Annotated in this window: 16 protein-coding genes; all 16 read left to right on the top strand. The window is 47.0% G+C overall.

Annotated elements, in window-relative coordinates; genetic code table 11:
• The first annotated feature begins 84 nt into the window (after nt 1-84).
• The 16 genes from spoIIP (at nt 85) to BN1938_RS21300 (ending at nt 20,321) form a co-directional block, all read left to right on the top strand.
• Complete coding sequence (spoIIP, locus tag BN1938_RS21375; RefSeq protein ID WP_050642425.1) at nt 85-1,266, top strand: stage II sporulation protein P; 1,182 nt, start codon at nt 85-87, stop codon at nt 1,264-1,266.
• 64 nt (nt 1,267-1,330) lie between these two features.
• Nucleotides 1,331-3,253, top strand: a complete 1,923-nt coding sequence (locus tag BN1938_RS21370; protein WP_050642424.1) for a DNA gyrase/topoisomerase IV subunit B — start codon at nt 1,331-1,333, stop codon at nt 3,251-3,253.
• A gap of 17 nt (nt 3,254-3,270) precedes the next feature.
• A complete protein-coding gene (locus tag BN1938_RS21365; RefSeq protein ID WP_050642423.1) occupies nt 3,271-5,517 on the top strand; it encodes a DNA gyrase/topoisomerase IV subunit A in 2,247 nt (748 codons plus the stop codon).
• A gap of 204 nt (nt 5,518-5,721) precedes the next feature.
• Nucleotides 5,722-6,189: a hypothetical protein gene (locus tag BN1938_RS23545; RefSeq protein ID WP_148487259.1), complete on the top strand. Its 468-nt coding sequence runs from the start codon at nt 5,722-5,724 to the stop codon at nt 6,187-6,189.
• A 366-nt stretch (nt 6,190-6,555) separates the two neighbouring features.
• Entirely contained in the window at nt 6,556-7,023 is a 468-nt protein-coding gene (gene rimP / locus BN1938_RS21355; protein WP_050642421.1) for a ribosome maturation factor RimP, read from the top strand.
• 17 nt (nt 7,024-7,040) lie between these two features.
• On the top strand, nt 7,041-8,264 hold the full coding sequence (gene nusA, locus BN1938_RS21350; protein ID WP_050642420.1) for a transcription termination factor NusA: 1,224 nt from the start codon (nt 7,041-7,043) through the stop codon (nt 8,262-8,264).
• Between the two features lie 44 nt (nt 8,265-8,308).
• Nucleotides 8,309-8,563: an RNase P modulator RnpM gene (rnpM, locus tag BN1938_RS21345; protein WP_173020139.1), complete on the top strand. Its 255-nt coding sequence runs from the start codon at nt 8,309-8,311 to the stop codon at nt 8,561-8,563.
• Nucleotides 8,550-8,873 carry a L7Ae/L30e/S12e/Gadd45 family ribosomal protein gene (locus tag BN1938_RS21340; RefSeq protein ID WP_330377519.1) on the top strand — a complete coding sequence of 108 codons (324 nt, stop codon included), beginning with the start codon at nt 8,550-8,552 and terminating at the stop codon, nt 8,871-8,873. The genes rnpM and BN1938_RS21340 overlap by 14 nt, the downstream gene beginning before the upstream one ends.
• A 15-nt stretch (nt 8,874-8,888) precedes the next feature.
• Nucleotides 8,889-11,900, top strand: coding sequence for a translation initiation factor IF-2 (gene infB, locus BN1938_RS21335; protein WP_082203096.1), 3,012 nt, complete (start codon nt 8,889-8,891; stop codon nt 11,898-11,900).
• A gap of 38 nt (nt 11,901-11,938) precedes the next feature.
• Entirely contained in the window at nt 11,939-12,310 is a 372-nt protein-coding gene (gene rbfA, locus BN1938_RS21330; protein ID WP_050642417.1) for a 30S ribosome-binding factor RbfA, read from the top strand.
• Nucleotide 12,311: 1 nt separating this feature from the next.
• Entirely contained in the window at nt 12,312-13,349 is a 1,038-nt protein-coding gene (locus BN1938_RS21325) for a DHH family phosphoesterase (protein WP_173020138.1), read from the top strand.
• Between the two features lie 6 nt (nt 13,350-13,355).
• Complete coding sequence (truB, locus tag BN1938_RS21320) at nt 13,356-14,264, top strand: tRNA pseudouridine(55) synthase TruB (protein ID WP_050642416.1); 909 nt, start codon at nt 13,356-13,358, stop codon at nt 14,262-14,264.
• Between the two features lie 50 nt (nt 14,265-14,314).
• Entirely contained in the window at nt 14,315-15,223 is a 909-nt protein-coding gene (locus tag BN1938_RS21315; protein WP_050642415.1) for a bifunctional riboflavin kinase/FAD synthetase, read from the top strand.
• Between the two features lie 23 nt (nt 15,224-15,246).
• Entirely contained in the window at nt 15,247-16,899 is a 1,653-nt protein-coding gene (locus BN1938_RS21310) for a Na/Pi cotransporter family protein (RefSeq protein ID WP_050642414.1), read from the top strand.
• 207 nt (nt 16,900-17,106) lie between these two features.
• The gene (rpsO, locus tag BN1938_RS21305; protein WP_025657590.1) at nt 17,107-17,373 is read left to right on the top strand and encodes a 30S ribosomal protein S15; all 267 of its coding nucleotides are present in this window, start codon (nt 17,107-17,109) and stop codon (nt 17,371-17,373) included.
• Between the two features lie 860 nt (nt 17,374-18,233).
• A complete protein-coding gene (locus BN1938_RS21300; protein WP_050642413.1) occupies nt 18,234-20,321 on the top strand; it encodes a polyribonucleotide nucleotidyltransferase in 2,088 nt (695 codons plus the stop codon).
• Nucleotides 20,322-20,528: the final 207 nt, after the last annotated feature.

The raw sequence follows: 20,528 nt of genomic DNA, 5'->3' as shown, positions 1-20,528 counted from the left end.
GCAAGGGGGTCAGACCCCTCCGACGGAGGGGTCTGACCCCCTTGCATCTGTCACTGGAGTTTTACTTTTGAAAGAAGGCGGTTTATGAAGCAATCGGCATTCATACGGGTGGTGCTTACTGCCATCGGAGGGATAGCATGTATCTGCCTGCTCTGCATGAGCGGAAAAGGTATTATGAAGGAATGGAGATACGACAGCCAGGAGGCTGTTTTGAAATATACGGAGGAAATGTACATGCCAGGCCTGGCTTATCTGAAAGAGGATCCGGGACCCACGGCCGTTCAGTGGATCAAGAAAAATGCGATGTCATGGCTCCCGCTGATACAATATGTGGAGCAGAAGCAGCCCTATGATTCTGTGATGGAGGATGAGGAGACGATCGCAAAGATTCTGGAAAATCAAGCCAATGACGAGAACATGATCGATGAAAACGGTAATCTGATAGGGAACAAAACGGCGGCAGTTCAGGAACCTTCCGTGGAGCAGGGGCAGTCCCCAATCGACATGTCGATTGAAAGGCTGCGGGATTTTGATTATCTGATCAGCAATTTTTATATCGTGGACAGTACCACGATGATCGGGCCGGAGCAGCTGAATGTGGATGATCTTCTGGGAAGAAGCATGAAGATAGACCAGAGTACGGGCGGCCCCAAAGTTCTGATATTCCATACACATTCCCAGGAAACGTTTGTTGACTCCACGCCTGGGGACACGAATACGAGTATCGTGGGAGTGGGCGAGTATCTGACAAAACTTTTAAATGAAAAAGGAATTGAGACGATCCATGATACCGGTGTTTATGATATTATCAATGGACAGCTCGACAGGAGTAATGCCTATGAAAATGCGGAGGCATCCATACGTCCGATTCTGGAGGCAAATCCGTCGGTTGAGGTAGTCATAGACCTTCACCGGGACGGTGTAGCGGAAGACACCCATCTGGTCACGGAGATAAACGGAAAACAGACGGCGAAAATCATGTATTTTAATGGGCTGAGCCGAACCAGGACAAATGGAGACATCGCCTACCTTTATAATCCTTATATACAGGATAATCTGGCGTTCTCCCTGCAGATGGAGCTTGCTTCCGAGAGCAATTATCCGGGATTCGCGAGACATATCTATCTGGGGGGCTACAGATACAACCTTCATCTGGTACCGAAATCCCTTTTGGTTGAAGCGGGAGCACAGACAAATACGGTGGAAGAAATGATGAATGCCATGGAAGTTCTGGCAGATACACTACATCATGTACTGACGGAATAACTTTTATTTGAATAACCCTACATTTTGTGATAATATGAAATGAATGTAAAAAGGAGAGAGACACATGGGAAATAAAAATACATATGATGCGGACAGTATTGCCGTATTGGAGGGACTTGAAGCGGTCAGAAAAAGACCCGGTATGTATATAGGAAGCGTTTCAACAAAAGGTCTGAATCATCTGATTTACGAGATTGTTGATAACGCTGTTGATGAACATCTTGCCGGTTACTGTACACAGATTCATGTCACACTGGAAAAGGACGGCTCGGCCACTATTGAGGATAATGGCCGGGGCGTCCCTGTCGGTATGCACAAAAAAGGGGTGTCTGCGGAGCGGATTGTATACACCACACTGCATGCAGGGGGCAAGTTTGACGATTCTGCCTATAAGACAAGCGGCGGCCTCCACGGTGTGGGGTCTTCCGTAGTAAATGCATTGTCCGCCTATATGGACGTACAGGTCAGCAGGGAGGGCCAGATCCACCATGACAGATATGAGAGGGGGATTCCGGTAATCGAACTGAAGGATGGTCTGCTTCCGGTCATCGGGAAATCAAGAAAGACCGGCACCAAGATTAATTTCCTGCCGGATGATACGATCTTTGAAAAGACCAGGTTCCGGGCCGAGGAGGTTAAGAGCCGTCTGCACGAGACGGCTTACCTGAATCCGGAACTGACGATTATATTTGACGATAAAAGGCAGGAATCACCGGAGCACATCGTCTATCATGAGCCGGACGGAATCCTCGGATTCATAAAGGACCTGAACCAGAAAAAGGAAACCCTCCATGAGCCGATTTATTATAAAGGAGAATCAGAAGGAATTGAGGTCGAAGTCGCACTGCAGTATGTGAACGAATTCCACGAAAATGTTCTGGGATTCTGCAACAATATCTATAATGCAGAAGGCGGAACGCATCTCACTGGATTTAAGACCACGTTTACGACGGTTATGAATCAGTATGCTCGGGAATTAGGCATTCTTAAGGAGAAGGATGCCAACTTTACAGGTGCAGATATCCGTAACGGGATGACTGCCATCGTATCCATTAAACATCCGGATCCGAGATTTGAGGGGCAGACCAAGACAAAGCTGGACAACCCCGATGCTGCCAAAGCCACCGGCAAAGTAACCGGAGACGAGATTGTTCTGTACTTCGACAGAAATCTGGAAACTTTAAAGTCGGTACTTTCCTGTGCAGAAAAAGCGGCTAAGATTCGTAAAACAGAGGAAAAGGCAAAGACAAATCTTCTGACTAAGCAGAAATACTCCTTTGACAGCAACGGAAAGCTGGCGAACTGTGAAAGCAGGGATGCCAAAAAGTGCGAGATATTTATTGTGGAGGGAGATTCCGCCGGAGGATCTGCAAAGACGGCCAGGGACAGGAATTACCAGGCTATCCTGCCGATCCGGGGCAAGATTCTGAATGTGGAAAAGGCAAGCATCGATAAGGTGCTGGCAAATGCGGAGATAAAAACGATGATCAACGCATTTGGCTGTGGGTTTTCCGAAGGATACGGCAATGATTTTGATATCTCCAAACTGCGCTACGATAAGATCATTATCATGGCCGATGCCGACGTGGACGGCGCGCATATATCCACGCTGCTTCTGACGCTGTTCTACCGTTTTATGCCGGAACTGATCTATGAGGGACATGTTTATATTGCAATGCCGCCCCTCTATAAGGTCATGCCGAAGAAAGGCGACGAAGAGTATCTGTACGACGATAAGGCGTTGGAGAAATACAGAAAGACACATGAAGGCCCATTTACCCTGCAGAGATACAAAGGTCTGGGAGAGATGGATGCGCAGCAGCTTTGGGAGACCACATTGGATCCGGAGACAAGGCTCCTCAAACTCGTCGAGATCGAGGATGCGCGGATGGCATCCAGTGTGACGGAGATGCTGATGGGCACGGAAGTGCCGCCGCGCCGCATGTTTATCTACGAAAATGCTGCGGATGCAGAGCTTGATATATAGGTAAGAGGAGATAGAGAATGAGCAGTAGTGAATCACAGATTATCAGAACCGAATATTCCGAGGTTATGAAAAAATCTTATATCGATTACGCCATGAGCGTGATCATTGCCAGAGCCCTGCCGGATGTGAGGGACGGACTGAAGCCGGTGCAGCGCAGAACCCTGTACGACATGTATGAACTTGGGATCCGTTATGACAAACCGTACAGGAAGTGCGCCCGAATCGTAGGCGATACCATGGGTAAGTACCACCCCCACGGAGACAGTTCCATATACGAATCTCTTGTGGTCATGGCACAGGATTTTAAAAAAGGGATGATTCTTGTAGACGGACACGGGAACTTCGGTTCCATCGAGGGGGATGGGGCTGCCGCCATGCGTTATACAGAGGCCAGGCTGGCCAAGTTTACCCAGGAGGCCTATCTGGGCGATCTGGACAAGAATATTATCGATTTTGGGCCAAACTTTGATGAGACCGAAAAAGAGCCGCTTGTGCTCCCGGTGCGCGTACCCAACCTCCTGATTAACGGTGCGGAGGGAATTGCAGTGGGAATGGCAACCAGTATTCCCACCCACAACCTCTGTGAGGTGCTGGATGCTGTTAAAGCATACATGAAGAACGACCAGATCAGCACAAAACAGTTAATGAAATACATTAAAGGGCCTGATTTTCCGACCGGAGGCATTGTCGTCAACAAAGATGACCTGCTGAACATCTATGAGACAGGGCAGGGAAAGATCAAAGTCCGGGGAAAAGTAGAGGTAGAGGAACAAAAAGGCGGTAAAAAGCTGCTGGTAATAACAGAGATCCCATATACCATGATCGGAAGCGGTATCGGAAAGTTCCTGAATGATGTCTGCGGGCTGGTGGAGTCCAAGAAAACCAGTGATATTGTGGACATTTCAAATCAGTCTTCGAAAGAAGGTATCCGGATTGTACTGGAGCTGAAAAAAGGGGCGGATGTTGAGAACCTGAAAAACATGCTCTACAAGAAGACAAGGCTGGAAGATACTTTTGGCGTAAACATGCTGGCGGTAGCCAATGACAGACCTGAGACGCTGGGACTCAAAGCAATCATTGAACACCATGTGGATTTCCAGTTTGAGCTGATGACGAGAAAGTACACCACCATGCTTGCCAAAGAGCAGGAAAAGAGTGAAGTGCAGGAAGGCCTGATCAAAGCCTGCGATGTCATCGACCTGATCATAGAGATCCTGCGTGGAAGTAAATCTGTAAAGGATGCCCGTGCCTGCCTGGTAAGCGGTGTGACCGAGAACATCAAATTCAAGTCAAGTATTTCCAAAAAAATGGCCGCCCTTCTAAGGTTCACCGAGCGTCAGGCGACAGCAATCCTGGAAATGCGTCTCTACAAGCTGATCGGCCTGGAGATCGAGGCCCTTCAGAAAGAGCACGAAGAGACCCTGAAAAATATTATGCTCTATGAGGACATACTGAACAATTACGACTCTATGGCAAATCTGATTATGGAAGAGCTGGATTCTTATAAGAAGGAATATGGCAGAAAACGCCGCACCGCAATCGAGAACGCGGAGGAAGCAGTTTTCGAGGAAAAGAAAATAGAAGAGCAGGAAGTGGTATTTCTGATGGATCGCTTTGGATATGCAAAAACCATAGATGTCACTACTTACGAACGGAACAAAGAGGCGGCTGACAGCGAGAATAAGTACGTAGTCCACTGCATGAACACCGGTAAAATCTGCATTTTCACCGATACGGGCAAAATGCATCAGGCCAAGGTTCTGGACCTGCCCTACGGAAAGTTCAGAGACAAAGGGACACCGATTGATAACCTGACAAACTATTCCAGCAGCGAGGAGCAGATCGTCATGGTCTGTGATGCTGAACAAATGCGTTTCGCAAAACTGCTGTTTGCTACAAAACAGGGCATGATCAAAAAGGTAGAAGGAACGGAGTTCCAGGTGGCAAAGCGGACCATAGCAGCCACAAAACTGCAGGAAGAAGATGCACTGATTCATGTCAGCGTAGTAACCGAAAACCAAAATATCGTCCTCCAGACAAAAGGAGGATATTTCCTGCGATTCCCGGCGGATGAAATCCCGGAGAAAAAGAAGGGTGCGGTTGGCGTTAGAGGAATTAAGCTCCAGAAAAAAGATGAGCTGGAGAACGTGTACTTGTTTGAAGAAGGAACGGAACAGAAGATTGTCTATGGTGAAAAAGAAGTGACACTGAACCGGCTGAGACAGGCCAGAAGAGATACTCAGGGGACAAAGAGCCGTAATTAGAACTTGATTTATACAAACACGTTATAGCGACTGCCATAAAATTGAACTACAAACTGCTTGTCTGTAAATACGGCACATATTATAATTGTTTTATGATCTTGGGATATGATCTGGTAATTGCGTTGGGATGTCAAAACATAGATGGAGTCTAACGGCGTAATTACATAAGATATGTTGGTGTACAAGGTATGTTTATCAAACAATATGGCGTATTTAAGGGATAAAATCACGACGAAAGGATGTTATTTTATGGTAGAAAAAGAATTATTAAATGCAATATCGGATATGATGGATGCTAAATTTGATGAATTTAAAATGAATTTAGCAACGAAGGACGACATAGCGAATATGGCGACGAAGGACGACATAGCGAATATGGCGACGAAGGACGACATAGCGAATATGGCAACGAAAGACGACATAGCAAATATGGCAACGAAGGACGATATAGCCTGCATATGGAAAGTGATTTCTAAGCTGCCGACCAAAGCCGACTTAAGGGAAGTTGAGAACAACGTTCTTACCGAAGTAGACAGAGTACAGGAGATTGGTACAAGACATTACCATGAAGTAAAGAGAGAAATGAGCCAGTTGAGAGCAGAAGTCAGGTCATATCAAATAGGCAGCTTAAAGCTTAGAGTTGATAGATTGGAAAGAATGCTCGAACTGTAAGAGTTACTTATTTTATGATGGGCAGCCACTGTTCAGACCGTGGTGTGTACCTGTTGCACGGCATCGGAGCCGTTACTATGCGCGGCCTATGGGCCGTGAATGGTAACTCGGAGCCAATAGGACAGTGTTATTTCTTGAAATCTTCCTTGCATTTACCAAAAAAAGGTGTTATACTCAATGATAGTTACATAAGGAACCCGGCAGAAGAGTGAACGAAAGTTCACTCTTCTTTGTTGCTAAGATGCAGCATCGCAGTTTATACAAAACCGCTTATGACCGGAATGCTTATTATAACAGTTTTGTTGCCTTGTTGAACATAAGCAGTTCAATAAGTATTAAAAACAGTGCAGAGAAAGGAAGTTTAGTGTGTCGAGAAGAGAACAGTATGAACAGCAGACCGAGGAACTTATGATACCGATTGTTACGGAGTTCGGGTTTGAACTGGTGGATGTAGAATATGTAAAAGAGGCCGGAACGTGGTATCTGCGTGCTTATATTGATAAGCCGGGGGGGATTACCGTGGATGACTGTGAGGCAGTTAGCAGGAAGTTCTCGGATATTCTGGATGAAAAGGATTATATTGAAGATACTTATATTTTTGAGGTGAGTTCCCCTGGGCTGGGCAGGCCGCTGAAGAAAGAAAAAGATTTTAAACGCAGTCTGGGTGAAGAGGTCGAGATAAAAACATACCGGGCCATCAACAGACAGAAAGAATTCGTTGGAATATTGAAGGATTACGACAAAGACACTGTGACGATAGAATATGAGGATGAAACGACACAGGTATTTGATAAAAGTGAAATTGCGCTTATCCGTTTGGCTTTGGATTTTTAATTTAGGAGGAAATAATAATGAATACAGAATTATTGGAAGCATTAAATATTCTTGAACAGGAAAAGAACATCAGTAAAGATACAATGATGGATGCAATCGAGAATTCTCTTATCAGTGCGTGTAAGAACCATTTTGGGACGGCTGAGAATATTAAGGTGATCATGGACCGCGAAACCTGTGATTATGCAGTATATGCCGAAAAAGAAGTGGTTGAGGAAGTATTTGACCCGGCATTGGAAATCAGCCTGGAGGATGCGGAACAGATTGATTCGGCTCTCCAGATCGGAGATATCGCGCAGATCCCGATTGAATCAAAGTCTTTCGGGAGAATCGCAACCCAGAATGCAAAGAACCTTATTCTTCAAAAGATCAGGGAAGAAGAACGTAAGGTTGTGTACGATCAGTATTTTGAGAAAGAAAAGGATATTGTGACTGGAATTGTCCAGCGTTATGTGGGAAGAAATATCAGCATCAACCTGGGAAGAGCAGACGCTATGCTGACGGAGAATGAACAGGTAAAAGGCGAGATATTTAAACCGACTGAAAGAATTAAACTATACGTAGTAGAGGTCAAGAACACACCGAAAGGACCGAAGATCCTGGTGTCCAGAACCCATCCGGAACTCGTGAAGCGCCTGTTTGAGGCGGAAGTGGCAGAGGTAAAGGATGGCACGGTGGAGATCAAGAGCATTGCCCGTGAAGCCGGATCACGTACAAAGATGGCAGTATGGTCTAACGATGAAAATGTAGATCCTGTGGGAGCATGTGTCGGGATGAACGGGGCAAGAGTCAACGCGGTTGTCAATGAGCTGCGCGGAGAGAAGATCGATATTATCAACTGGAGCGATAACCCGGCTTTATTGATTGAAAATGCACTGAGCCCGGCCAAGGTGATTTCTGTTATGGCGGATCCGGATGAAAAATCGGCAAGTGTAATCGTACCTGATTACCAGTTGTCGCTGGCAATCGGAAAAGAAGGCCAGAATGCAAGGCTTGCTGCACGCCTGACCGGATATAAAATCGATATAAAGAGTGAGACGCAGGCAATTGAGTCAGGAGAACTTCCTGAAGATTATATGGAACAGATGGCGATGATGGAAGAAGGCTACGATGGCGGTTACGAGGAAGCGTATCCGCAGGAGTATGAAGGAAACTATGAAGAACCGTTTGTGGAAGATACAGAAGAACCGTCCGTTGAAGACTATGAGGAAATAGAATTCATTGAGACCGAAGATGAATAATAACCTTATGAGAGGTGGAATAATTGAGCAATAGGAAGATACCGATGCGCAAATGCGTTGGCTGCGGCGAGATGAAGCCGAAGAAAGAGATGCTGCGCGTTCTGCGCACTACGGAAGAAGAATTTGTATTGGATGCTACCGGAAAAAAGAATGGGCGCGGCGCCTATCTGTGCTGCTCAAACGCTTGTTTTTTGAAAGCAGTGAAGAACAAAGGGCTGGAGCGTTCTTTTAAGCAGGCAATTCCTGCGGAAGTGTATGAGCGCCTGGAAAAGGAGATGAATGAGATTGATACAGAGTAAAGCTTTATCTCTGGTCGGGCTTGCTACTAAGGCAGGAAAGACAGTGAGCGGTGAGTTTATGACAGAAAAGGAAGTGAAGTCGGGAAGAGCCGCTCTTGTGATTGTCGCTGACGATGCGTCGGACAACACGAAAAAGAAATTTCGTGATATGTGTGAATTTTATAAGGTTCCAATTTATTTTTACGCAGATAAAGATACCTTAGGGCATGCAATGGGAAAAGAGTTCCGTGCATCTCTGGCGATATTGGACGAAGGATTTGCAAAAGGAATTCGAAAACATTTTGAAACGAAAGACAATACAATTGCATAAGGGAGGTAGTTGAATATGACAAAAATGAGAGTACACGAACTGGCCAAGGAGCTGGGAATGGACAATAAAGAACTGATGGAAATGCTGGAAAAGAAGAATGTAGAGGTGAAGACCCATATGAGTTCGCTGGAAGACAATGTAGTAAATGACATCAGAAAAAATGTAAAGAAAGGCACGGATGCCGGAAAGTCTGTGGAGGCAGATAAGGCAGCCGAGGCGGCAAAACCGGTGGAAGAAGCGCCTAAAAAGAAGAATATCGTGCAGGTGTTCCGTCCGCAAAATTCTAAGAGCGGGAGCCGCATGCAGCAGGGAGGCCGCCAGGGCCAGCGCCCGCAGGGAGGCCATCAGGGGCAGCGTCCGGCAGGTTCCGCACCGGGGCAGCGACCAGCAGGTTCCGCACAAGCACAGCGCCCGGCAGCATCAGGCCAGCGCCCGTCAGGAAATACACCAGGCCAGCGTCCGGCAGGTTCCGCACCAGCGCAGCGCCCGGCAGGAACAACACCAGGCCAGCGTCCGGCGGGAGCAACAGCAGGCCAGCGCCCGTCAGGCACGTCACCGGGACAACGCCCGGCAGGAACAACACCAGGCCAACGTCCATCAGGTTCCGTACCGGCACAACGCCCGTCAGGAACGACTTCTGGCCAGCGACCAGCAGGTTCTGCACCAACACAGCGCCCGGCAGCATCAGGCCAGCGCCCGTCAGGAAATACACAGGGCCAGCGTCCGCAGGGAGGCCAGCGTCCGCCTTATCAGGGCGGTCAGCGTCAGCCGTATCAGGGCAATCAGAGAAATTCTGGTTCCATGTCTTCACAGGAGACAAGACAGAATGGCGGCAATTCTTCTGACCAGAGAAATTCCGGTTACCAAAATCAGAGATACAACAACAACCGCGGTCAGCGGCCGGCCGGTGGACAGGGCGGAAACTTCGGCAGAAACCAGAACGGAGAAAGAAGCTATAATAACCAGGGCGGTGACAGAAACTATGGCGGCCAGGGCGGAAGAAATGCAGGAGGAGGCCAGCGCACAGGCAACGGCCCGTCCAGAGGAACGGAACGCCGTGACAGCAGAAGGGATGACAGAGATGCAATTCCAACACCATTAGTAGAACAGCAGAAGGTGCAGAGGAATAAAGCAAAGGATAAAGAGAAAGACTATAAGAAAAAAGAATATAAAGATGGTGACTTTGACAGCAAGAACAAAAAAGGAAAACGCCAGAAACCTGCTGTGGAGGTTGCAAAACCGCAGCCAAAACCAGTTGAGAAGAAAGAAGAGATCAAACAGATAGTGCTTCCGGAAGTTCTGACAATCAAGGAACTCGCTGATAAGATGAAAATAGTACCTGCCGTAATTATTAAAAAACTTTTCCTTCAGGGTAAAGTTGTTACGGTAAATCAGGAAGTAGACTATGACACGGCAGAAGAAATCGCAATGGAATTTGATGTTCTCTGCGAAAAAGAGGTCGTGATCGATGTAATTGAAGAACTTCTCAAAGAAGAGGAAGAAGACGAAGGCGCTATGGTAAAACGTCCTCCGGTAGTCTGTGTCATGGGTCATGTTGATCATGGTAAGACATCACTTCTGGATGCAATCCGCCATACAAATGTCATTGGCCGCGAGGCAGGCGGAATCACACAGCATATCGGTGCTTATGTAGTAGAGGCAAACGGTGAAAAAATCACATTCCTGGATACACCGGGACACGAGGCATTTACAGCCATGCGTATGAGAGGGGCTAACTCTACAGATATTGCCATTTTGGTGGTAGCTGCCGACGACGGCGTAATGCCGCAGACCGTAGAGGCAATTAACCATGCCAAAGCAGCAGGCATTGAGATTATCGTTGCCATCAATAAGATTGATAAGCCAAGCGCAAATATCGACAGGGTAAAACAAGAACTGGCAGAATACGAGCTCATTCCGGAAGACTGGGGCGGCAGCACTATCTTTGTGCCTGTATCTGCACATACAAAAGAGGGCATCACAGATCTGTTGGAGATGATTCTTCTGACAGCAGAGGTGATGGAACTGAAGGCGAATCCGGACCGCTTTGCAAGAGGTCTTATTATCGAAGCAGAGTTGGATAAAGGAAAAGGATCCGTTGCAACTGTACTTGTACAGAAGGGGACGCTCCATGTAGGAGACGCTATCGCAGCGGGTTCCGCACACGGTAAAGTCAGGGCTATGATGGATGATAAGGGCCGCAGAGTCAAAGAAGCCGGACCTTCCCAGCCGGTTGAGATACTCGGTCTGAACGATGTGCCGAATGCGGGCGAAGTATTTGTGGGATGCGAGACCGAAAAAGAGGCAAGAAATTTTGCAGAAACATTTATTTCCCAGAACAGAGTGAAGCTGCTGGATGATACCAAGGCGAAGATGTCACTGGATGATCTGTTTACGCAGATTAAGGAAGGAAACCTGAAAGAATTGAATATCGTTGTAAAAGCAGACGTACAGGGTTCTGTAGAGGCATTGAAACAGAGCCTGCTGAAGCTTTCCAACGATGAGGTGGTCATCAAAATTATCCATGGCGGAGTAGGCGCCATCAATGAGTCTGATGTAATCCTGTCTTCCGCATCCAACGCAATTATCATTGGCTTCAATGTAAGGCCGGATGCTACCGCAAAAGAGATTGCAGACCGCGAGGGCGTAGACCTGAGACTGTACAGAGTCATCTACAATGCAATCGAAGATGTGGAGGCTGCCATGAAGGGCATGCTGGATCCGATCTTTGAGGAGAAAGTACTCGGCCACGCAGAAGTGCGTCAGACATTCAAGGCTTCCGGAGTCGGAACCATTGCCGGTTCCTACGTGCTGGACGGAACATTTGAGAGAAACTGTTCCGTACGCCTTACACGCGACGGAATCGTAATCTTTGACGGACCGCTGGCATCTCTGAAGCGTTTTAAAGATGATGTGAAGGAAGTAAGGACAGGATACGAGTGCGGCTTTGTATTCGAGAACTTTAATGATATTAAAGAAGGCGATCTTGTAGAGGCATACAAGATGGTGGAAATTGAAAGAAAATAAAACCGTTTCGTTTACGGCGGCTATGTGAAGGAGCAATTATGAGAAAAAACAGCATTAAGAATACACGGATTAATACAGAGGTTCAGCGTGAACTGAGCAACATACTGCGGGGAGGCATCAAGGATCCGCGTGTGGCGCCGATGACTTCCGTTGTAGCAGTAGAAGTGGCTCCTGACCTGAAGACCTGTAAAGCATATATCAGTGTGCTGGGAGACGCGAAGGCACAGGAGGATACAATCAAGGGACTCCAGAGCGCCGAGGGCTATATCAGGCGCGAACTGGCCCGGACTATTAATATGAGAAACACGCCGGAAATCCGGTTTATCATGGATCAGTCTATTGAGTACGGCGTAAATATGAGTAAAAAGATTGATGAGCTGACCAGAGATTTGAAAGACGAGGCTGAATAATATGAGCGTAGATTATTCCACAGTAAAATGCGGATCTGCCGGCGAGGCAGACTCTGCAGACGACTCTTTGGGAGTTGGGTTATCTGAGATACTGAAGGGAAAACAGTCTGTAGCGCTGGGCGGGCATATCCGTCCGGACGGGGACTGTGTGGGCTCCAGTATGGGCCTCTACCTGTATCTTACGGAACAGTATCCTCAAATAGAAACCGACGTATTTCTGGAGGAAATTCCCGAGGCCTACCGCCTGATTCAGAAGACGGAAGAGGCTAGAAACTGCATTCCGGATGGAAAACAATATGATCTGTTCATCTGCCTGGACTGCGGCGATGAAAAACGCCTTGGATTTTCCGCGCCCTTGTTTCAGAATGCAAAACAGACATTTTGCATCGATCATCACGTAAGCAATGCTGCATTTGCGGATATCAACTATATAGTACCGGATGCCAGTTCCACGTCAGAGCTGGTATTTGGACTTCTGGATAAGGAAAAAATTGAAAAATCTGCGGCGGAGGCTCTTTACATGGGAATCGCGCATGATACCGGTGTGTTTCAGTATTCTTGCACCTCACCGGAGACGATGGAAGTTGCGGCAGAATTGCTGCGCAAGGGAATTGACGGGAACAATATTATAGAGAAGACTTTTTATGAAAAGACCTATATTCAGAATCAGATCCTGGGAAGAGCCCTTCTGGAGAGTATTCTGATTTTGGATAAAAGATGTATAGTAAGCGCCGTGAGCAAGAAAGAAATGGAATTTTACGGAGCGAAGCCGAGCGATCTGGAAGGGATTGTCAGCCAGATGAAGCTGACCCAGGGGACCGAGACGGCGCTTTTTATGTATGAACTGGAGACGCAGAATTATAAAGTAAGCCTGCGTTCGAAAGGAAAGGTGGATGTAAGCATAATCGCCCAGTATTTTGGGGGAGGCGGCCACGCAAGAGCGGCGGGATTCACGATGAAAGGCTCATTCCACGATGTGATCAATAACGTCAGCATCCAGATTGCGCGTCAGCTGGATCAGGAAGAGACACAGGTATAACGGTTTATGGTAAACGGTATTATTAACATATATAAAGAAAAGGGTTATACATCCCATGATGTAGTTGCGAAGCTCAGAGGGATCGTGGGCCAGAAAAAAATAGGGCACACCGGCACTCTGGATCCGGATGCAGAAGGGGTTCTCCCGGTATGTCTGGGCAGAGCGACAAAACTCTGTGATATGCTGACAGATAAGAATAAGACCTATGAGGCCGTACTTTTGTTTGGGAAGATGACAGATACACAGGATATTACAGGGAAAATACTGGAAGAACAGGATACATCGTTACTGACAGATGAATTTGCAAAAGAGTGTATACAAAAGTACATTGGGGAATATGAACAGCTTCCGCCGATGTATTCTGCGCTGAAAGTAAACGGGAAAAAGCTGTATGAGCTTGCACGGGAAGGCATCGAAGTAGAACGGAAAACAAGAAGGGTTCATATTTTCGATATAAAGATAAACAAAATTGATCTTCCAAGAGTACATATGGAAGTTAAGTGTTCAAAGGGCACCTACATTCGTACACTATGCCACGACATTGGCAGAAAAGCAGGGACGGGTGCCTGTATGGAAGCCCTTAGAAGGACAAAGGTAAGCTGTTTTGAGATCAAAGACAGCCTGAAGCTCTCTCAGATTGAAGAATATAAAAAAACGGGAAAGCTTATGGATATTGTAACGCCTGTAGATGCCATGTTCCTGAATCTGCCTGAATTAGTGGTGGCAAAGGAGTATGAGGCACTGGCCTATAACGGAAATCCGCTGCGCCGGGAGTTTATGACAAAAGAGAATGTTTTTACGGACGGGCAATCTGTAAGAGTATACGACCGAAACAAACAGTTTATAGGTGTTTACCGTTACTTTACTGAAAAACAGGAATACCGGCTTGAGAAGATGTTCCTCATATCGGATTAATAAGCAGGCATATCCATGCAAGTGATAAAGGAAGAATTACGGGGAAAGACATGCGGTACTATACAGATATTAATTCTTATCAGGAAACTGAAAAAACAGCCGTTACTCTGGGCAAATTCGACAGCCTTCACAGAGGCCATCAGAAACTGATCAGCAGGGTAAGGGATTGCGCGGAGAAAGAAAAATTAAAAAGCGTTGTATTTGCATTTGACATGAAAAAAGAGACGCTGCTTACAAACAAGGAGCGCAGACAGCATCTGGAAGAGCAGGTAGATTGTATGATACAGTGCCCCTTTACGAAGGAAATCAGGGAGATGGAAGCGGAGACATTCATTGAGAAAATATTGGTGAATACGCTTCACGCCTCCCATATTGTCGTGGGTACAGATTTTTACTTTGGACATGGCAAGCGGGGGGATGCCGGCATGCTTGCGGAGTTGGCCCCAAAGTACGGCTACCGGCTGGGTGTTGTGGAGAAAGAGCTGTATGGGGACAGAGAAATCAGCAGCACCTATGTGAGAGAAGCTCTGGAAGAAGGCGATGCCATGCTTGCAAATCAGCTGCTGGGTTACCCTTATCACATGACGGGGATCGTGGAACATGGGAGGCAGCTGGGACGTACACTGGGATTTCCCACGATGAACATTGCGCCCAAAGAACGAAAAATTATGCCCAGATTCGGAGTATATACCTGCAGAATCCTGGTGGACGGCATGTGGTATCACGGTATTGGAAATGTAGGGATCAAGCCGACAGTGACAGATGAGCCAAGGCTCCTGGCGGAGGTGTTTGTATTTGGTTACAAAGGCGATGCCTACGGCAAAGAGATTACGGTGGAATTCTGTTCTTTCGTGCGCCCGGAAACTAAGTTTTGTTCTGTGGAAGAACTGAAACAGCAGGTGGACCGGGATATCCAATCCGGAAAAGCATATTTTCGGGAGAAAAGCTTGACAAACTAGAGAAAGAGTTAGGGGAAATACAAATGAGTGTAACGACAATATTTCTGCTGCTGGGAGGACTGGGATTATTCCTGTTCGGCATGAAGATGATGAGCGACGGCCTGGAACAGGTTGCCGGCGCACGGATGAGGTCAATTCTGGAGTTCTTCACACAAAACAGATTTGTGGGGATGCTGGTCGGTATCTTGTTCACTGCAGTTGTGCAGTCGTCCAGCGCGACGACAGTTATGGTTGTAAGCTTTGTGAATTCCGGGCTTATGAACCTTTATCAGGCTGCCGGGGTAATACTTGGCGCCAATATCGGTACAACAATCACCGGACAGTTGATTGCATTTAATTTGTCAGATGTTGCACCTCTGTTCGTGATCACCGGCGTTGTAATGTTCATGTTCAGCAAAAAACAGAATACCAAGAAAATCGGCGGAGTGATCCTTGGATTTGGTATCCTGTTTATGGGCTTGAGTACAATGGGAGATGCCATGTCTTCCCTGCGTGAATCTCCGCATATCGTAGGCCTGCTCAAATCATTAAGCAATCCCTTTGCGGCGATCCTGGTTGGATTTGCTATAACAGCAATTCTGCAGAGCTCATCGGCTACCGTAGGTATCGTAATCCTGCTGGCGTCCCAGGGATTTCTACAGTTTACGATCTGCTTCTATCTTATTCTGGGATGCAACATGGGCTCCTGTGTCTCTGCGCTGCTTGCCAGCCTGGGAGGCAAAAAAGATGCGAAAAGGGCGGCCTGGATCCATTTCCTATTTAATATCATCGGATCTGTCGCAATTTTCATTGTACTATTGTTTGCGCTGCAGCCAATTGCGGATGCAATTATGAAGGTATCCGGGGGCAATATGGGCAGGGCAGTAGCAAATGCCCATACCCTAATTAAAATATGTGAGGTGATTTTACTCTTCCCGTTTATGAAATGGGTAGTCAGGGTAACTTATTTCATTATACCGGGGAAAGATGCTTCGCCGGATGATGAGTACGAGTTGAAGTATATCGGGAACAGTACGATGATTACACCTACCACGGCGGTTATATCAGGTATCTACGAACTGGAACATATGGGCTGCCTGGCGATTGAGAACCTAAAAAGAGGTATGGATGCGCTTTGTACACTGAATGAGGAAAAGATCGCCGAGGTATACCGGCAGGAGGCGTACATTGATTATCTGAACAGGGAGATTACCGACTACCTGGTCAGGATTAACAGCATGGAGATTCCTACCGCAGATGCGATGCTGGTAGGCGGTCTGTTCCACGTTGTAAACGATATCGAAAGGATCGGGGACCATGCGGAGAACTTTGCGGATTCTGCAAAGATGAGGATCGACAGACATGTTACATTCAGTGAAAAAGGAATCCGGCAGCTCCAGGATATGATGGATCTGGTGGAAAAAACACTGGTATACTCCTTAGAGATGTTTTCCAACCGCAGCCAGGAACACATGCAGGAGGTCATGGCTCTGGAGGATGAGGTCGACGATAGAGAGAAGAAGCTTCAGAAAGCACATATAAAGCGTCTGACAAAGGGCAAGTGTTCGCCAGAGGCAGGCATGATTTTCTCCGATACTATATCCGGGCTGGAACGTGTGGCCGATCATGCGACCAATATTGCATTTGCTATATTAGAACCGCAGAACAATGATGAGTTTGAAGACGAAGAAGAATAGTTAGAAAGAACGGAAAGAATACAATAGTGTACATGGTTGTTTCACGAAGAATAATTCAAACTTTTAAAAAGTATTACTTTACATAGAATTTGAGTTATGCTATACTATTTAAGTATGAATTCAGCCGGTGTTCGGTAATAGGAACACTCCAACCATTACTTAATGCCAGGCGGTTTTATAAAAGAAAATAAAAGGAGGAAACGTAAGATGATCGCAAAGGAAAAGAAACAGGCAATCATTGCAGAGTATGGCAGAAGTGAAGGGGACACAGGATCTCCGGAAGTACAGATCGCAATTCTTACAGCAAGAATCAACGAACTGACAGATCACTTCAAAGCTAACCCGAAGGATCACCACTCAAGAAGAGGACTTCTTAAGATGGTAGGACAGAGACGTGGTCTGCTGGCATACCTGAAAAAGTCAGATATCGAAAGATACCGTACTTTGATCGAAAGACTTGGATTAAGAAAATAATCTCAAATCCACAAGGATCTTCCCGGGAGGGGGGATCCTTTTTTTATGTTTGAAGGAAGGCCTGCGGCTTACAGCCCCCTCGGCTATGCTCATCCGACCAGAATGAAAAAACGACCCGATGCCTCTAAGACGGGGGCAGCGTATGGAATTGGCTTCACGGGATTTGATTGGTAAGGATAGTGAATTCCGTGTTGTTTAAGGGATTTCCATTCATACTAAAAGGCCAAAATGAAATTTGTATGCTTCTGTCTCCAACATACATACTTCTAACATGCATATAGCTCAAGTAAGCCAAGACAAATCCGCTGCCCACCTTAAGAAGCCCTCCAAGGAATGACGCCTTATCTTCCGCCCGGATGCAACAGCTGAAGTCAAGGATCTTCCGGCTCCTGGCGGGGCAATGTCTGCTGGTGAAAAGTCCATAAAGCGAGCGTTAGAAGCTGTAGGAGAAAACGGAAGGAAAAAGAAGGGCAGAATTTGCCTTACCAGGCAAATTCTGATGCCGCCGGCGGCGCGAATGCATCGGCATTCGGGCCAACTGCGGCATGTACCTACTTTTTCCTTCCGTTTTCTCCTACAGCTTCTTCGCGCAGTGTCAGGACATTTCACCAGCAGACATTGCCCCGCCAGGAGCCGGAAGATCCTTGACTTCAGCGTCCCCCTCCGCGCCAACCCCCAAGCGCATTCCCAAAACTTCATTCTTGATTTAAGAGGGCGACTATGCTATAATATTTAAGATTGTGGTCAGGAAAGTAAAACCCGAGACCACTGAAAAGGATATTAGCGGATTCTAATGTGTTTTTCAGTAGTTTCGGAGTCTCCTGCCACGAATTATGTGAATAGAAAAAAAGGAGAATGATATGTTTAAAAAGTTTGAAATGGAACTTGCCGGCAGAACTCTGCGTGTAGACATCGGAAGAGTCGCAAAACAGGCGAATGGAGCTGCTCTGATGCATTATGGGGATACAACAGTGCTTTGTACTGCAACTGCATCCGAGAAGCCGAGAGAAGGGATCGACTTCTTCCCTCTGAGCGTAGAATACAACGAAAGATTATATTCTGTAGGCAAGATTCCTGGAGGATTTAATAAGAGAGAGGGAAAGGCTTCAGAAAATGCCGTACTAACATGCCGTGTCATCGACAGACCGATGAGACCTCTGTTCCCGAAGGATTACAGAAATGATGTGACTCTGGAAAATCTGGTTATGTCCGTAGACCAGGACTGCAGTCCGGAACTGACAGCTATGCTGGGATCCGCAATTGCAACCAGTATTTCAGATATCCCGTTTGACGGCCCGATTTCTACAACACAGGTTGGCCTTGTAAACGGTGAGTTTGTATTTAATCCAACAGCAGAACAGAAAGATATCTCAGATCTGACGCTGACAGTTGCTTCTACCAAGGAAAAGGTGATTATGATTGAGGCTGGCGCCAATGAAGTGCCGGAGGCTCAGATGATTGATGCCATTTTTGCAGCACACGAGCTGAACCAGAAGGTGATCGCATTTATCGAGACTATTGTAGCAGAGTGCGGCAAGCCAAAACACTCTTATGAGAGTTGTGCAGTGCCGGAAGAGCTGTTTGCTGCGATCAAAACGATTGTAACACCGGCAGAGATGGAAGAAGCTGTATTTACAGACGATAAGCAGACCAGAGAAGAGAATATCCGTGTGATCACAGCAAAACTGGAAGAGGCTTTTGCAGAGAACGAAGAATGGCTTGCAGTGCTGAGTGAAGCGGTATACCAGTATCAGAAAAAGACGGTACGAAAGATGATACTGAAAGATCAGAAGCGTCCCGACGGAAGGGCAATCGACCAGATCCGCCACCTGGCTGCAGAGACTGATCTGATCCCGAGAGTCCACGGATCCGCTATGTTTACCCGCGGACAGACACAGATCTGTACCGTGACAACTCTGGCGCCATTGTCTGATGCACAGAGAATCGACGGACTGGACGAGGCTGAGACCTCTAAGAGGTATATGCACCACTACAATTTCCCTTCCTACTCCGTAGGCGAGACAAGACCATCCAGAGGACCCGGACGCCGCGAGATCGGCCATGGTGCTCTTGCTGAGAAGGCACTGATACCGGTACTTCCGGATGCGTCAGAGTTCCCGTACGCAATCCGTACGGTATCCGAGACATTTGAGTCCAACGGTTCCACATCGCAGGCAAGTATCTGCGCCTCCAGTATGTCGCTGATGGCTGCCGGCGTTCCGATCAAAGCAGCAGTAGCCGGTATCTCCGCTGGTCTTGTGACAGGAGATACAGACGACGATTATCTGGTGCTGACAGATATCCAGGGGCTGGAAGACTTCTTCGGCGACATGGACTTCAAGGTTGCCGGAACCCACAAGGGAATTACCGCAATCCAGATGGATATCAAGATTCACGGACTCACAAGGCCAATCATCGAGGAAGCAATCGCCGCGACAAAGAAGGCAAGAACCTATATCCTGGATGAAGTCATGAACAAGACAATTGCAGAGCCAAGGCCGGAGGTAGGCCCATACGCTCCTAAGATCGTACAGATGCAGATCGATCCGCAGAAGATCGGCGATGTAGTCGGCCAGCGCGGAAAGACAATCAATGCGATCATTGAGCAGACAGGCGTAAAAATAGACATTACAGATGACGGCGCAGTATCCGTCTGCGGAACAGACAAAGCAGGCATGGATGCGGCAATGAAGATGATAGCAACCATCACCACAGACTTCGAGGCCGGCCAGGTATTCGAAGGAAAAGTCATCAGCATCAAAGAATTCGGTGCATTCCTCGAATTTGCACCAGGAAAAGAAGGAATGGTACACATTTCCAAAATTTCCAAAGAAAGAATCAACAAAGTAGAAGACGTACTCAAACTGGGCGATGTAGTAAAAGTAGTCTGCTTAGGAAAAGACAAAATGGGCAGATTTAGTTTCAGTATGAGAGATGTAGCGGAGTAGTTCGCTGGTATGGGGCCGCCTTCCCGGATACACCTGACAGTTTCCGGGGGCTGGCCGTTTGCGGGGAAGTACTAACGGTAAAAAAGCAGAAGCGTATAGCCCGGCGGCATTCACTGAGAAATCTTGATGATTTCTCAGCTCAGGCCGCTTTGAGGATTGATTCGTAATCAATCCTCAGCTATACGCTTCTGCTTTTTTACCGTTAGT

It is taken from the genome of Eubacterium sp. SB2 (assembly GCF_001244405.1).
GTDB classification, from domain to species: Bacteria; Bacillota; Clostridia; order Lachnospirales; family Lachnospiraceae; genus Faecalicatena; species Faecalicatena contortus_B.
The sequence above is the reverse complement of the archived record's forward strand: the minus strand, read 5'-3'. Positions and strand labels throughout refer to the sequence as shown.

What these genes read in the sequence shown, in the direction of transcription:
- spoIIP (WP_050642425.1), top strand. Translation starts at nt 85, where the DNA reads ATGAAGCAATCGGCATTCATACGGGTGGTGCTTACTGCCATCGGAGGG.
- BN1938_RS21370 (WP_050642424.1), top strand. Translation starts at nt 1,331, where the DNA reads ATGGGAAATAAAAATACATATGATGCGGACAGTATTGCCGTATTGGAG.
- BN1938_RS21365 (WP_050642423.1), top strand. Translation starts at nt 3,271, where the DNA reads ATGAGCAGTAGTGAATCACAGATTATCAGAACCGAATATTCCGAGGTT.
- BN1938_RS23545 (WP_148487259.1), top strand. Translation starts at nt 5,722, where the DNA reads ATGGCGTATTTAAGGGATAAAATCACGACGAAAGGATGTTATTTTATG.
- nusA (WP_050642420.1), top strand. Translation starts at nt 7,041, where the DNA reads ATGAATACAGAATTATTGGAAGCATTAAATATTCTTGAACAGGAAAAG.
- rnpM (WP_173020139.1), top strand. Translation starts at nt 8,309, where the DNA reads ATGCGCAAATGCGTTGGCTGCGGCGAGATGAAGCCGAAGAAAGAGATG.
- infB (WP_082203096.1), top strand. Translation starts at nt 8,889, where the DNA reads ATGACAAAAATGAGAGTACACGAACTGGCCAAGGAGCTGGGAATGGAC.
- rbfA (WP_050642417.1), top strand. Translation starts at nt 11,939, where the DNA reads ATGAGAAAAAACAGCATTAAGAATACACGGATTAATACAGAGGTTCAG.
- BN1938_RS21325 (WP_173020138.1), top strand. Translation starts at nt 12,312, where the DNA reads ATGAGCGTAGATTATTCCACAGTAAAATGCGGATCTGCCGGCGAGGCA.
- truB (WP_050642416.1), top strand. Translation starts at nt 13,356, where the DNA reads ATGGTAAACGGTATTATTAACATATATAAAGAAAAGGGTTATACATCC.
- BN1938_RS21315 (WP_050642415.1), top strand. Translation starts at nt 14,315, where the DNA reads ATGCGGTACTATACAGATATTAATTCTTATCAGGAAACTGAAAAAACA.
- BN1938_RS21310 (WP_050642414.1), top strand. Translation starts at nt 15,247, where the DNA reads ATGAGTGTAACGACAATATTTCTGCTGCTGGGAGGACTGGGATTATTC.
- rpsO (WP_025657590.1), top strand. Translation starts at nt 17,107, where the DNA reads ATGATCGCAAAGGAAAAGAAACAGGCAATCATTGCAGAGTATGGCAGA.
- BN1938_RS21300 (WP_050642413.1), top strand. Translation starts at nt 18,234, where the DNA reads ATGTTTAAAAAGTTTGAAATGGAACTTGCCGGCAGAACTCTGCGTGTA.